Source organism: uncultured Moraxella sp., from assembly GCF_945873075.1.
Lineage (GTDB): Bacteria > Pseudomonadota > Gammaproteobacteria > Pseudomonadales > Moraxellaceae > Moraxella.
The window spans coordinates 38,327-52,326 of record NZ_CAMCBS010000007.1 but is presented as its reverse complement, the minus strand read 5'-3'; the positions used below and the strand labels follow the sequence as shown (position 1 = coordinate 52,326).

At 45.1% G+C, this 14,000-nt stretch carries 13 protein-coding genes and 2 riboswitches; of the genes, 8 read left to right on the top strand and 5 right to left on the bottom strand.

The window, feature by feature from the left end; all coding sequences use genetic code 11:
- Positions 1 to 28 precede the first annotated feature (28 nt).
- The 4 genes from metG (at position 29) to Q0N89_RS03800 (ending at position 5,513) form a co-directional block, all read left to right on the top strand.
- Entirely contained in the window at positions 29 to 2,095 is a 2,067-nt protein-coding gene (gene metG / locus Q0N89_RS03815) for a methionine--tRNA ligase (RefSeq protein ID WP_294033541.1), read from the top strand.
- A gap of 59 nt (positions 2,096 to 2,154) precedes the next feature.
- Positions 2,155 to 2,853, top strand: a complete 699-nt coding sequence (locus Q0N89_RS03810) for a TIGR04219 family outer membrane beta-barrel protein (RefSeq protein ID WP_294033539.1) — start codon at positions 2,155 to 2,157, stop codon at positions 2,851 to 2,853.
- 75 nt (positions 2,854 to 2,928) lie between these two features.
- On the top strand, positions 2,929 to 3,987 hold the full coding sequence (dinB, locus tag Q0N89_RS03805; protein WP_294033537.1) for a DNA polymerase IV: 1,059 nt from the start codon (positions 2,929 to 2,931) through the stop codon (positions 3,985 to 3,987).
- A gap of 215 nt (positions 3,988 to 4,202) precedes the next feature.
- Positions 4,203 to 5,513, top strand: coding sequence for an aromatic acid/H+ symport family MFS transporter (locus Q0N89_RS03800; RefSeq protein WP_294033535.1), 1,311 nt, complete (start codon positions 4,203 to 4,205; stop codon positions 5,511 to 5,513).
- A 254-nt stretch (positions 5,514 to 5,767) separates the two neighbouring features.
- Here Q0N89_RS03800 and rplI read toward each other — a convergent pair whose 3' ends face one another.
- The 5 genes from rplI to Q0N89_RS03775 all read right to left on the bottom strand — a co-directional run bounded on the left by rplI (position 5,768) and on the right by Q0N89_RS03775 (position 8,013).
- On the bottom strand, positions 5,768 to 6,244 hold the full coding sequence (gene rplI, locus Q0N89_RS03795) for a 50S ribosomal protein L9 (protein WP_078254227.1): 477 nt from the start codon (positions 6,242 to 6,244) through the stop codon (positions 5,768 to 5,770).
- Between the two features lie 16 nt (positions 6,245 to 6,260).
- Entirely contained in the window at positions 6,261 to 6,488 is a 228-nt protein-coding gene (rpsR, locus tag Q0N89_RS03790) for a 30S ribosomal protein S18 (RefSeq protein ID WP_076556033.1), read from the bottom strand.
- A gap of 16 nt (positions 6,489 to 6,504) precedes the next feature.
- The gene (gene rpsF / locus Q0N89_RS03785) at positions 6,505 to 6,906 is read right to left on the bottom strand and encodes a 30S ribosomal protein S6 (RefSeq protein WP_078254228.1); all 402 of its coding nucleotides are present in this window, start codon (positions 6,904 to 6,906) and stop codon (positions 6,505 to 6,507) included.
- A 189-nt stretch (positions 6,907 to 7,095) separates the two neighbouring features.
- Entirely contained in the window at positions 7,096 to 7,590 is a 495-nt protein-coding gene (locus tag Q0N89_RS03780) for a hypothetical protein (protein WP_294033526.1), read from the bottom strand.
- 102 nt (positions 7,591 to 7,692) lie between these two features.
- Positions 7,693 to 8,013, bottom strand: a complete 321-nt coding sequence (locus Q0N89_RS03775; protein WP_294033524.1) for a YcgL domain-containing protein — start codon at positions 8,011 to 8,013, stop codon at positions 7,693 to 7,695.
- A 186-nt stretch (positions 8,014 to 8,199) separates the two neighbouring features.
- A riboswitch (glycine riboswitch) is annotated at positions 8,200 to 8,353 on the top strand.
- A 21-nt stretch (positions 8,354 to 8,374) separates the two neighbouring features.
- Positions 8,375 to 8,491, top strand: a riboswitch (glycine riboswitch).
- A 96-nt stretch (positions 8,492 to 8,587) separates the two neighbouring features.
- On the opposite strand from Q0N89_RS03775, the gene gcvT reads away from it, so the two are divergent.
- The 4 genes from gcvT (at position 8,588) to gcvP (ending at position 13,906) form a co-directional block, all read left to right on the top strand.
- The gene (gene gcvT / locus Q0N89_RS03770) at positions 8,588 to 9,691 is read left to right on the top strand and encodes a glycine cleavage system aminomethyltransferase GcvT (protein ID WP_294033522.1); all 1,104 of its coding nucleotides are present in this window, start codon (positions 8,588 to 8,590) and stop codon (positions 9,689 to 9,691) included.
- Between the two features lie 117 nt (positions 9,692 to 9,808).
- Positions 9,809 to 10,189 carry a glycine cleavage system protein GcvH gene (gcvH, locus tag Q0N89_RS03765; protein ID WP_294033520.1) on the top strand — a complete coding sequence of 127 codons (381 nt, stop codon included), beginning with the start codon at positions 9,809 to 9,811 and terminating at the stop codon, positions 10,187 to 10,189.
- 187 nt (positions 10,190 to 10,376) lie between these two features.
- Complete coding sequence (locus Q0N89_RS03760; RefSeq protein ID WP_294033518.1) at positions 10,377 to 11,018, top strand: hypothetical protein; 642 nt, start codon at positions 10,377 to 10,379, stop codon at positions 11,016 to 11,018.
- Positions 11,019 to 11,050: 32 nt separating this feature from the next.
- A complete protein-coding gene (gcvP, locus tag Q0N89_RS03755) occupies positions 11,051 to 13,906 on the top strand; it encodes an aminomethyl-transferring glycine dehydrogenase (protein ID WP_294033516.1) in 2,856 nt (951 codons plus the stop codon).
- The last annotated feature ends 94 nt before the right edge of the window (positions 13,907 to 14,000 follow it).

Sequence of the window (14,000 nt, the reverse complement as noted above, 5' to 3'; positions counted from 1 at the left end):
TCATTCGAATAATTTTTGGGGTAAATTCATGAGCGCCAATCGCAAAATTCTTGTTACCAGTGCCTTGCCTTATGCCAATGGCCCGATTCACTTAGGGCATTTGGTGGAATACATCCAAACCGACATTTGGGTGCGAGCCATGAAAGCCATGGGTCATACCGTCACCTATGTCTGCGCAGATGATGCGCACGGCACTGCTATCATGTTAAAAGCTGAAGCCAACGGCATCACCCCCGAAGAACAAATCGCCACTGTCAAAGCATCGCACGAAAAGGACTTTGCAGGCTTTTATATCGGTTTTGATAATTATTACTCGACACACAGCCCAGAAAATGAGCAATTTTCCCAAGAGATTTACACCAAGCTTGAGCAAGGCGGCTATATCTTTACCAAAGATGTTGAGCAATTATTCGACACCGAAAAAGGCCTATTCCTAGCCGACCGCTTTGTCAAAGGCGAATGTCCTGAATGCGGCGCCAAAGACCAATACGGCGATAACTGCGAAGTCTGCTCAAGCACCTATAACGCCACCGAGCTGAAGAACCCGTATTCGACATTGAGCAATTCAACGCCTGTGGTCAAATCATCCAAGCACTATTTCTTTGATTTGCCAAAGTTTGAAGACTTTTTAAAATCATGGACAAAAGGCGACAACCGCTTGCAATCAGCGATTTATAATAAGCTGTCTGAATGGTTTGATGCAGGTCTTGCACCATGGGACATCAGCCGTGATGCGCCGTATTTCGGCTTTAAGATTCCAAATACGCCAGCTGGCGAGCCTGATAAATATTTTTATGTGTGGCTAGATGCGCCTGTGGGCTATATGGCAAGCTTTAAGAATCTGTGCGAGCGTACAGGGCTTGATTTTGATGAATATTGGAAAAAAGACAGCACCACCGAGCTATATCATTTCATCGGCAAAGACATCGTCTATTTCCATGCGCTGTTTTGGCCGGCGATGCTTGAAGGTGCTGGCCTGCGTACACCGACAGTGGTGAATGCGCACGGCTTTTTGACCGTCAATGGCGAGAAAATGAGTAAATCTCGTGGCACTTTCATTAAAGCCGAAACCTATCTGAATCATCTAAATCCCGAATATCTGCGCTATTATTTTGCCAGCAAACTGTCCGCCAGCGTCGAAGACATTAACCTTGACCTTGAAGACTTTATGCAAAAAGTCAATTCGGACTTGGTTGGTAAAGTCGTCAATATCGCCTCTCGCTGTGCAGGCTTTATTCATAAGAATAATGATGGCAAATTGGCGGATACTTTGGCAGAACCTGCCCTAGTCCAAGAAATCATCGATGCAGGCAGCGATATCGCCACCGCCTATGAAGCCCGTGAATTTGGCCGTGCCACTCGTCTAATCATGGCGTGCGCAGATAAGGCAAATGAATACATCGACACGCACAAGCCATGGGCATTAAATAAAGAAGGTAAAACCGAAGAAGTGCAAGCTGTCTGCACCGTTGCGCTGAACATTTTCCATAAGCTTGTGATTTATCTTGCGCCGATTTTACCGGTATTGTCTGACAATGCTCGTACCTTCTTGAATGTCGAGACGCTAGACTTTGACAGCCGTCAGCAGCATTTGCTTGGTCATAGCATCAATGCCTTTAGCCCGCTGATGAGCCGTGTCGAAAAAGACAAAGTCGATGCAATGGTGAATGATTCTAAAGAAAATCTAGAATCCAAACCTGCCCAAAAAGCAGATGGTAAATCAGATCACAAAGCCAAGAGCGCTGACAAAGCTGCTCAAGCAGGTAGCGAGTTCATCGGTATTGATGACTTTGCCAAAGTGACCATGAAAGTTGCTCATGTCATTGAGTGTAACAGTGTCGAAGGGGCAGATAAGCTACTTCAGTTCACCCTAGATGTCGGCGAAGAGCATACCCGCAATGTGTTTAGCGGTATTGCCAAGTTCTATAAGCCTGAAGAGCTGACCGGCAAAAAAGTCGTCTGCGTAACGAACCTTGCGCCACGCAAGATGAAGTTTGGCATCTCTGAAGGTATGATTTTATCCGCCGAAAAAGACGGTCAATTAACCGTCATCACCTTGCCTGACACCATGCCAGTTGGTGCGACTTTGGCATAACTGGTCAAATTTTCCCTAGCCTGCCCTGTCGTTGATGGGGCACTTTTTGAGTGTTATTTATGAAAAAAATCGCAATTGCTACTGCACTACTTGTCGCAAGCACAGCACACGCTGACACCCTGTACGGTCTATATGCCGATGCCAACTACTGGCACACCTCTGCTGATGTTACCAACAATGGCGTAAAACAAAACTATGACGACCAAGGCAACTATATGCTATCTGCAAGCCTTGAGCACGGTGTCCCGCTAATCCCAAATGTGCGTGTGCGTCATGCAGACATCAACCACAGCCAAAGCACCGCCATCGCCAAAGACGAAGTGGCATTCACCAGCACCGATGCCATTGCGTATTACGAAATCCTAGACAATGTCGTGAGTGTTGATTTGGGCTTGGGTGCTAAGCGCATCTCTGGCGATGTCAAATACACAGGCGGCAAAACGCTGGATTTGAACAAAACCCTACCAATGGCATACGCATCTGTCGGCGCAAAACTGCCATTCACCGGCCTATCAGCCAAAGCTGAGCTTGGTGTGGGTGTCGGCACAAATGTCAAAGCCACAGATGCACAAGCAGAGCTAAAATACGACTTCGTCAAGACCGCTGCTGTCGATTTGGGCATCAAAGGCGGTTATCGCATCCTATCGCTGGATTATGACGAGATGAATGTCAAGTATCTAGGCACTGTCTTTGGTAAGCAAACACCGTATAAGGCTGATTTTAAAGGCCCTTATGTCGGTTTAGAAGTGCACTTCTAATCGCAGAATACCGCCAAAAGCGTATCACCATCGTGATGCGCTTTTTGTTTATGCACAGGTACGGTATAATAAGCCATGCGTAAAATCATTCACATCGACATGGATGCTTTCTTTGCCAGTGTCGAACAGCGAGATAACCCCGCCTTGCGTGGCAAACCGCTCATCGTCGGTGGCGACCCCAATGGGCGTGGTGTCGTCTCCACCGCAAGCTATGAAGCTCGTCAATATGGCATTCGCTCGGCGATGAGCTGTTATGAAGCCAAAAAACGCTGTCCGCACGCCATCTTTGTCCGCCCACGCTTTGATGCGTATCGTACTGTGAGCGCACAAGTACAGGCAATCATGCGTACGCTGACGCCGATTGTTGAGCCATTATCGCTGGATGAAGCCTATCTTGATGTCACTGACACCCATCTATATCAAGGCTCGGCAACACTGATGGCAAATCACCTACGCCAAGCGATTTTTGATACCACAAGGCTGACCGCATCCGCTGGCGTATCGTACAATAAAATGCTTGCCAAAATCGCATCCGACATCAACAAACCCAATGGCATCACCGTCATCGTGCCCGAGTACGCCCAAGCACTGATTGATAGCCTGCCGATTGAGCGATTTCACGGGATTGGCAAATCCAGCAGTGCCAAACTGCACGATTTAGGCATTCATACTGGCTTACAACTGCGTAAAACCGAACTTAGCACGCTCGTGAATCTCTTTGGGCAAAAACGGGGTCAATATTATCACGATATCGCCCACGGCATCGACCATCGCCCTGTGCAGGCTGAGCGTATTCGCAAATCCATCGGCACTGAGATTACCTTTGGTGAGAATATCAGCCAAGATGAGATTATCCTAGCCAAAATCCATGAACAGACACTCGATGCCTATGATGCGCTAAAAGCACGTTCGCTGACTGCACACACCATCACACTAAAGGTCAAATATGCCGACTTTAGCCAAATCACTCGCAGTCATACACATAAGCTGCCTTTTGAAAGTGCCGAACAAGCCTATCAATGGGCGGTGCAATTATTCCAGCAAATCGATCGTACGCTTGCTATTCGCTTAGTTGGTGTGACTTTTTCGAATTTTGGGACGGGTGATGATTTGTCACAGCCATCATTATTTTAAACAGCCACCCGCCACAATGACAATTTCTGAAACACCTGAACTCCCCCACTTTTTCCCACATTTTTTTATTAATTTGTGTTTACAAAATGAACAAATCATGTAGAATGATATATCATTACTTTAGCATAAAGGATGGATGTATGCTATGCTCTGTAAGCATTCGCTTGCAGGCATTTTTTGCAGGCGAATTTTACACGCAATAAGGAGATCTGTGTATGTCGCAAACGATCAATGTCAATGATGTCATTGACAATGCAAAGTTCCAAAAATTCCATTGGCAGGTGCTGTTTTGGTGCTTATTGGTCATCATTTTTGATGGTTATGATTTGGTCATCTATGGCGTTGCCCTGCCACTTCTAATGGAGCAATGGTCACTGACTTCTGTTGAAGCAGGGATGCTGGCTAGTTCCGCACTCGTTGGTATGATGTTTGGCGCGATGATTTTTGGCTCTTTGGCCGATAAATTTGGTCGCAAAAAAATCATCATGACCTGTACAGCCTTCTTTAGCGGCTTTACATTTTTGGGTGCATTCGCTCCGTCACCGACAGAATTTGCCATTTTACGATTTTTGGCAGGCTTGGGCATTGGCGGCGTGATGCCAAATCTAGTCGCTCTCACTTCAGAATACGCACCCAAAAAATCTCGTGCAACGATGGTATCCATCATGTTTAGTGGTTATGCCGTCGGCGGAATTATTTCTGCGCTACTTGGATCATTTTTGGTCAAGGATTACGGTTGGGAAATCATGTTTTATTTGGCAGGCATCCCCCTTGCAGGCTTTCCGATGATTTGGAAATTCCTACCAGAATCATTAACTTATCTAGTCAAAGACAATAAACAAAGTCTAGCTCGACACATCATCAAAAAAGTTGAACCAAGCCTAACCATCAATGAAAACACGCAACTTGTGCTAGCAGAAGTCGCAGCGCCGCCAAGCAGCCAATGCAAGCTTGCATTCAGACAGCTATTTACCGAAGGTCGTGCTTTTGGGACATTGATGTTTTGGACGGCATTTTTTATGTGTCTATTGATGACTTATACGCTATCTAGCTGGCTACCAAAATTGATGCTATCGGCCGGCTATTCATTGGGTGCTAGTATTTTATTCCTACTTGCGCTCAATGTCGGTGCGATGGTTGGTGCGATCTTGGGCGGTATCTTAGCTGATAAATTCCACCTTAAGCCTGTAATCGTGACTATGTGCGCACTTGCTGCCGTTTCGATTTCAGCACTAGCATTCAACTCACCACCAATCATTCTGTATAGCTTGGTCGCTGTCGCAGGCGCAACCACCATCGGCACATCAATTTTATTATACAGCTATTTGGCGCAGTTTTATCCACTACATATCCGTACAACGGGTATCGGTAGTGCTTCAGCGGTCAGTCGCATCGGTGCAATTGTCGGTCCAATCATCACAAGTTTCTTGTTATCATTAAATCTACCCCATGCTTGGAACTTCTGGTCAATCGCCATCCCTGCACTCATCGCCACTGTTGCTATGGCAGTGCTTCGCCGAGCATGATTTGAATAATAATCAATGCACAGCCAAATGGTTGTGCATTTTATTGCCATTCACCAATCAATCTCATGCTTAATCCATTAACAATCTTTTAATAATCTTTGGTAATTTCATTACAAACTCCTTGGTGTAAATTTGGGGGAATTTGAATAAAAGTTAAAAACTTAACCGTCCATTCATACCCCAAGCTAAATCCCAAAAAAACAAAACCCCCAAAGCTATACACTTTAGGGGCTTGTCTTAAATAATCTTAATGATTATTCTTCGTCTGCATCAGCTTGTGGTGCGTCTTCTGACAGAATTGTCACAAGGATGTCAGCTGAGATGTCGTGATGTAGTTGGATGGTAACTTTGTACTCACCCACTTGACGGAATGCGCCTTCAGGCATCTTCACTTCAGCACGATCTACTTCTAGACCAGACTTAGTCAAGGCATCAGCGATGTCACGAGTACCGATAGAACCAAATAGTTTGCCTTCGTCACCAGCTTTAGCACGCATGATAACATTAACATCAGCCAATGCAGCAGCGCGTTGGTTAGCAACTTCTAGTTCTTTTGCTTCGATAGCTTCTAGCTCAGCACGACGAGCTTCAAACTTAGCGATGTTCGCTTCAGTTGCAGGTAGTGCTTTGCCTTGTGGGATTAGGTAGTTACGACCGTAACCAGCTTTTACATCAACCGTTTCACCAAGTTTACCAAGATTAACGACACGCTGTAATAGAATAACTTGCATGATTTATCTCCGTTAATTACTTGTGGTTGTCAGTGTATGGCAATAGAGCCAAATAGCGAGCTTGCTTAATCGCAACTGCTAGCTGACGCTGATACTTGTTAGAAGTACCAGTGATACGGCTAGGAACGATTTTGCCATTTTCGCTGATGTATTGCTTTAGAAGTTCTACATCTTTGTAATCGATGTGTGAGATGCCTTCAGCGGTAAAGCGGCAGAACTTACGACGACGATAAAAACGTGCCATGATAATATCTCCTTAATTAGTTATCGCTGTCAGCGTCGCTCTCACCTTGTTCGGTGCGAACGTCGTTACGACGGTTAGCTTTGCGAGTGCGCTTATCTTCTGCTTCTTTCGCTAGTGGCGATTGTTCAGTGATAGCAGCGTCACGGCGGATAACTAGGCTACGGATGATGGCATCGTTGTACTTGAATAGTTCTTCTAGCTGAGCTAGAGTCTCATCGTTACATTCGATGTTTAGTAGCACATAGTGCGCTTTGTGGATTTTGTTGATTGGGTAAGCCAATTGACGACGGCCCCAGTCTTCTAGACGATGGTTTGCACCGCCATTTTCTTCAACAATAGTACGGTACTTAGTTACCATGTCGGCAACTTGGTTGCTTTGGTCTGGATGAACCAATAGCACCACTTCATAATGTCTCATAAGGACTCCCTACGGATTAAAACAGCCACCATCAGACCACATCTGACAGTAGCAAGGAGATTGAAAAGTAGGTTTGATAAGCCAAACCCATTTAACAAAGCGCATATTATACGCTGATTTATCTGCAATAGCAAGGTTTATTTGCTATTGCATAAAGTTATTTCGAATACAAACTTATCTCAAACACTGTTAAGACTGCGGATTTTGGGTATTCATCTGCGCCATTTGGCGTTTTTGTTCTTGGATACGAGCGGTTTCGGCTTGTTTTTCGGCATCGCCGGCAATCACACTACGCAGCATCTGCCAGATTGCACCCACCACAAGCAGAGCAGCAAACACCGCCAAAATCGGTAAAAAAGCCACCACAGCACCGGCAAAATCTTTCATCAAAATTGAATGAAACACACCAAGCATCGCAGGTGCAACTTCACCCGTACCGCCTGCCGCTTGACCCGGTGCAAACAAAATCGATGCCACCGCCACCCAGCTAATCCCCTTAAACGGTCTAGGAATCAGGCGCATCACAAGCAGCCAAAGCAATAGCACAAGCACACAGCCAATCACATAGACGGTCAATGGCAATTGCGCAGCAGGAATACCTTCAGTGATTTGAGCCCACCAAACAAAAAATTGAGCCAAGCTTTCACTGATTTTTTCAAGCGGTAAGTCTTTTAACCAATTCATCGTAACAACCAACAATAAAATTATCGCTATTTTAACACGCTTTTTACCAAAAACTGTTAAAAATTCGTAAAACTTAAAATCTTACAATAAATCAGTCAGTTATCAATCATATTTTTTGTCTTGGGCGTCTTTTGCTTTGGCAAGTGCTTGTGCTGCCAAAATATCAGCAGGTGGCGCTTGGACATAATAGCCCTGCTCGGCAAGCTTGGCACGCACATCATCGATATTGGCTCGCGCCAATTTATCTCGGCTTGACAAATCTAGGTGCATCACAAACTGACCCATACCAAGCTTGGCTCGTAGTGCCGTTGGCAACACGCCCAGCCAATCGGTCAAAGTCTCGGTGTCATTTGGGTAATTTGGGCGTGCGATATATACATACCAGTCTTCGTTTTTTGGGAATTTATAAACATCACAATGCATAGCTAGTCCTACTCTCATTTTTATCAAATAATTCAACGGGTTATATGAATAATCATCCGCATATTCATCAATTATTTGATATAAATTATTGATTAAAATTTGTAAAAAGCACTTGTCAAGACAAATATTTTACAAAAGTTCATAATTTTACTTGTAAATTGTAGCATTATTTTTCATAATAAGGGTGTTTGATTTTCAGGAGAGTGTGTTTTTTGCTTTTTTTGACAGGAAGGATAAAACAGCAAAGCCATGTCAATACATGGTAAAAACACCACCGAAGGCGTAAACTGTGCTCGCACAATCCCCATAATCGCTCAGGTAAACGGACTGAAAATCTCGATAAATCAACAGCTTAGATTTATCAACACAATCTGGAGAGCGGTATTGCCAATTACCCGATTTTGCTTGGCATTATCCACCGAAGGGAAGAAAACCATTTTTGGTTGAAAATCTCAGGTCAAAGGACAGATGGGGTGCTTATTTTTATTGAGCTTTTGCCCGATAGGTTGTCATATCTGTGTGATATGATGAACCAGTGAATTTTTGCACCAACATCTTTAAAAAGGATACGACCATGACCGCACCACAACGCACCCCCCTATATGATTCTCATGTCGCTTTCAATGGCAAATTGATTGACTTTGGCGGTTGGGAATTACCTGTCAATTATGGCTCACAAATCGTCGAACACGAAGCCGTGCGTACCGATGCAGGGATGTTTGATGTCTCACATATGCTAGTCACTGATGTGACTGGCGACAATGCCAAAGCATTTTTCCGTAAGCTTATCGCCAATGATGTCAATAAACTTGGCTTTGTCGGTAAAGCACTGTATTCAGCCATGCTAAACGACAATGGCGGCGTGATTGATGATCTAATCGTTTATCGTACTAGCGAAGATGAAACCACTTATCGCATCGTCTCAAACGGCGCAACTCGTGAAAAAGACTCAGCGCAATTTGCCAAAGTCGGTAGCGAATTTGGCGTGACACTAAATCCACGCTACGATGTGGCAATGCTTGCTATTCAAGGTCCAAAAGCGATTGAAAAACTACTCACCGTCAAGCCTGAATGGGCGGAAAAAGTCAACGCACTTAAGCCATTTGTTGGTGTCGATCTGGGTGATGATTGGTTCGTTGCTCGCACAGGCTACACTGGCGAAGATGGCGTCGAAGTGATCCTACCTGCCGATAAAGCAGGAGAATTTTTTAAAGCGCTAGCAGATGCAGGCGTACAGCCATGCGGTCTGGGCGCTCGTGACACCCTGCGTATGGAAGCAGGCATGAACCTATACGGCAACGATATGGACGATGATGTCAGCCCACTAGAAGCAGGCATGGCATGGACAGTGGATCTAAAAGATGAAAGCCGTGATTTTGTCGGTAAAGACAAACTTGTCGCCCTAAAAGCCGATGGTGTCAAAGTCAAGCAAGTCGGTCTATTATTGACCGGTAAAGGTGGCGTACTGCGTGACCATATGGAAGTCGTGACCGATGCAGGTAATGGCATCACCACAAGCGGTGTCTTTAGCCCAAGCCTAAAACAATCTATCGCCATCGCTCGTGTGCCAAGTGACTTTACAGGTGATACCGCCAAAGTTATCATGCGTGGCAAAGAAGTCGATGTGCGTGTGCTTAAGCTACCTTTTGTCAGAAATGGTCAAAAGCAGTTTGATTGATACCTAATTTGATATTGGCGTACCTTAGTTTGTAATTAATTAATCGTACTTAGGTACGCCCAAGTTATAAATCGCATTAAACACATTTAAGTTTAATTCACTCAAAGGAGAAAACCCATGAGCAATATCCCAGCTGATCTAAAATATGTCGCAAGCCACGAATGGCTACGCCTAGAAGCAGACGGCACCATCACTGTCGGCATCACTGACCACGCCCAAGATGCACTTGGCGATGTGGTATTCGTTGAGCTGCCAGAAGTTGGCACCACTGTCGAAGCCGACCAAGAAATCGCTGTCGTTGAGTCTGTTAAAGCTGCATCTGATGTCTATGCACCAATCAGCGGTGAAATCGTTGAGATCAACGAAGAATTGGTAGATAACCCAGAACTTGCTAACGAAGACCCATACGGCAAAGCATGGTTCTTTAAGGTTAAGCCTGCCAATCCTGCAGACTATGACAGCTTGATGTCTGCTGAAGAGTACGAAAGTAGTCTGTAATAAAAATGGCGTAAGTTCAATTTGGACTTACGCCATTTTTGGTATTTTTTTAGAGATACTTATGAAAAAACAGTTTTTATCAAGCACTTTCTTATTTATGTTTTTAGTTTTCATTGCTACCCTTTCAATCACAGAAGCACAAGCTAAAGGAAATTTATGACTTGCTACTTATCAAGGTCATATTCAAATGTATGAAAAACAAAGGGACATATTAAGTGTATACATTACTGACGCTAAGTTGGCACAATGTGGAAAATATGTCTCACAGGAGGCAACAACTTGGTCTACAAAAGCAGTACCCACAAAACCCAATAAAGCAGAAGCTAATGTCGTAGGCTTTAATAAATGGGAGCAAAAAATGCAAACAGAACTTATAGATTACGATGATTTTGTTAAAATTTACTATCGCAATACAGACGATGTAACCTGCCGTATTTTGGTTTTGGACAAAGACAACAACATCATTCAAGATGAGTTATCCGAATACAATTCAGACGGAAAGCACATTGCTGATGTTGTATTTGCACCAGACCATCTTACCATTATTGGTATGCGTCAATATACAGAAAATGGCTTTAAAGATTTTCGTAGAATTGATAACAAACTAACCTTAACACAAACCCAAACAAATGAATGGCTTGAACCAGAGCAAAAAGCAAAGGTTAGTTTCTACAACGCAAATGGTGATTTAGTTTTTTATGATATTTTTGAAAAAGATGATGATTGTGGTATGGTGATTATGGGATCTTTTGATAAAAATAGCATACAATTTTTTTGGGACAATTCTCCCAATGAAGTAAAATTGTTACAAAGTTATTCTGATTACTAATTTTTTTAGTTCTTTTCAAATAAGGATAGATTATGTCATTTAACACCTTTTCCGACTTATTTTATGAAAATGCTTTTGTCCATCGCCATCTAGGCAAGGACGCAAGCGAACAACAAGCCCTGCTAAAAGCTGTGGGCTTTGATGATATGGACAGCTTCATCGACGCTGTCGTCCCAAAAGCCGTCCGCTTGGGTAAAGAGCTCGATCTGCCAGTGGCAATGAGCGAACACAACGCCCTAGCCAAGCTGCGTAAAATGGCGGATAAAATCACCGTCTCAAAAAGCTACATCGGTCAAGGCTATGCACCAACTCGCCTGCCTGCAGTCATTCAGCGTAATGTGCTAGAAAATCCAGGCTGGTACACCGCTTACACGCCATACCAAGCCGAAATCGCTCAAGGTCGCCTTGAAGCTTTGCTAAACTTCCAACAAGTCTGTATCGATTTGACCGGTATGGATTTGGCAGGTGCAAGCCTACTAGACGAAGCAACCGCTGCCGCTGAAGCGATGGCGATGGCAAATCGTGTCAGTAAATCAAAATCAACACAGTTCTTCGTTGATGAACGCACTTATCCACAAACCCTAGATGTTATCCGCACTCGTGCCAAGTACTTTGGTTGGGATGTGGTTGTGGGCGACTTTGACACCGCCAAAAATGGCGATTTCTTTGGCGCATATTTCCAATATGTCGGTAAAGAAGGTGATGTGGTTGATTTGACCGACATCATTTCAGCAGTCAAAGAAAAAGGCGCTTATGCCATCGTGGCAGCCGACATCCTAAGCCTAGTACTGCTTAAATCACCTGCCGAGATGGGCGCTGATATTGCACTAGGTAGCACACAGCGCTTCGGTATCCCGATGGGCTTTGGTGGTCCACACGCTGCGTATTTTGCATTCAAAGACAAAGACAAACGCTCTGCCCCTGGTCGTATCATCGGTGTATCGGTGGACGCTCAAGGCAACACCGCCCTACGCATGGCACTACAAACTCGTGAACAGCACATCCGCCGCGAAAAAGCCAACTCAAACATCTGTACTTCTCAAGTACTGCTTGCCAACCTAGCAGGTATGTACGCTGTGTATCACGGCCCTGTCGGTCTAAAACGCATTACCACTCGCATTCATGCATTGGCTGTGGCATTCAGCGACGCTGTTAAAGCCAAATTTACTGTCGTACATGACACTTTCTTTGATACCGTGCTAGTAGATGTGGCGGACAAAGCAGCTGCCGATAGCATCATGCAAGCTGCCAAAGAAGCAGGCTATAGCCTATGGCGTGATAGCGACACTCGCATTTCGGTGGCGTTTAACGAATTGACCGATGAAGAAGAATTTAACGCCCTTTGTGGTTTCTTTGGTGTCACTGGCACGCTAGGCGAAGTCAAATCAGTGCTTGGCTCACAAGTACGCACCGATGACATCTTGACCCATCCAGTGTTCAACAGCCACCACACCGAGCATCAAATGCTGCGTTATCTAAAATCGCTAGAAGACAAAGATTTGGCGATGAACCGCTCAATGATTTCGCTTGGCTCATGCACCATGAAGCTAAACGCCACGAGCGAAATGCTACCAATCACTTGGAATGAGTTTGCTAATGTGCATCCATTTGCTCCCCGTGATGAAGTGGTCGGCTACATTGAGATGATTAACAGCCTACAAGATCAACTCAAAGCCATCACAGGCTTTGATGAAATCAGTATGCAGCCAAACTCAGGTGCATCTGGTGAATATGCAGGCTTATTGGCAATCCGTCGCTATCACGAGAGCCTAGGTCAAACTGACCGTAATGTCTGCCTAATCCCACGCTCAGCACACGGTACTAACCCTGCGACCGCTCAGATGATGGGCATGAAAGTCGTCGTCGTAGCGACCGATGAGCAAGGCAATGTGGATTTAGACGACCTAAAAGCCAAGTGCGAAGAACACAGTGCCAACCTAGGCGCCTTGATGATTACTTATCCATCAACGCATGGTGTGTTTGAAGAAGGTATTCGTGATATCTGTGATCTAATCCACGCTCATGGCGGCCAAGTCTATATGGACGGCGCGAACATGAACGCCCAAGTCGCCATCATGCAACCTGCTGATGTTGGCGCAGATGTGCTACACATGAACCTGCACAAGACCTTCTGTATCCCACACGGCGGTGGCGGCCCTGGCATGGGTCCGATTGGACTTAAAAAACACCTTGCGCCATTCATCGCAAGCCACAGCGTCACCCCTGTGCATAACGCTGTCGCAGGTCAATCTGCTGTATCAGCCGCCCCATATGGCTCAGCAAGCATCCTACCAATCTCATGGATGTACATCACCATGATGGGTCGTGATGGGCTATTGGCAGCGACCAAACAAGCCCTGCTAAACGCCAACTATGTGGCAAGCCAACTATCAGCCGACTACCCAGTGCTATACACTGGCAAAAATGGCCGTGTGGCGCACGAGTGTATCATTGACATTCGCCCACTAAAAGCAGAAACTGGCATCACCGAGACTGATATCGCTAAGCGTCTGATGGACTATGGTTTCCATGCGCCGACCATGTCATTCCCTGTGGCGGGTACTTTGATGATTGAGCCGACCGAGTCTGAAAGCAAAGCTGAACTTGACCGCTTTATCTCAGCACTTAAGCAAATCAAACAAGAAGCGCTAAAAGTACAAGCAGGTACTGATGGCTGGACAGCGGACAACAACCCATTGGTCAATGCTCCGCACACCCAAGCTGTCGTGACTGGCGAATGGGATCGTCCATACAGCCGTACTGAAGCAGCCTTCCCGCTAGACTACATCAAAGCCCACAAATTCTGGCCATCGGTCGGTCGTGTGGACGATGTCTATGGCGACAAGAATTTGATCTGCTCTTGCCCAAGTATCGATAATTACGAGTAACTCATGATGTGATACTGTGATACAAATTGCCCGCCATGATGGTGGGCAATTTTTTTCGCTTGCAATAAAAAAAGCAAACAGCTAAAACTGTTTG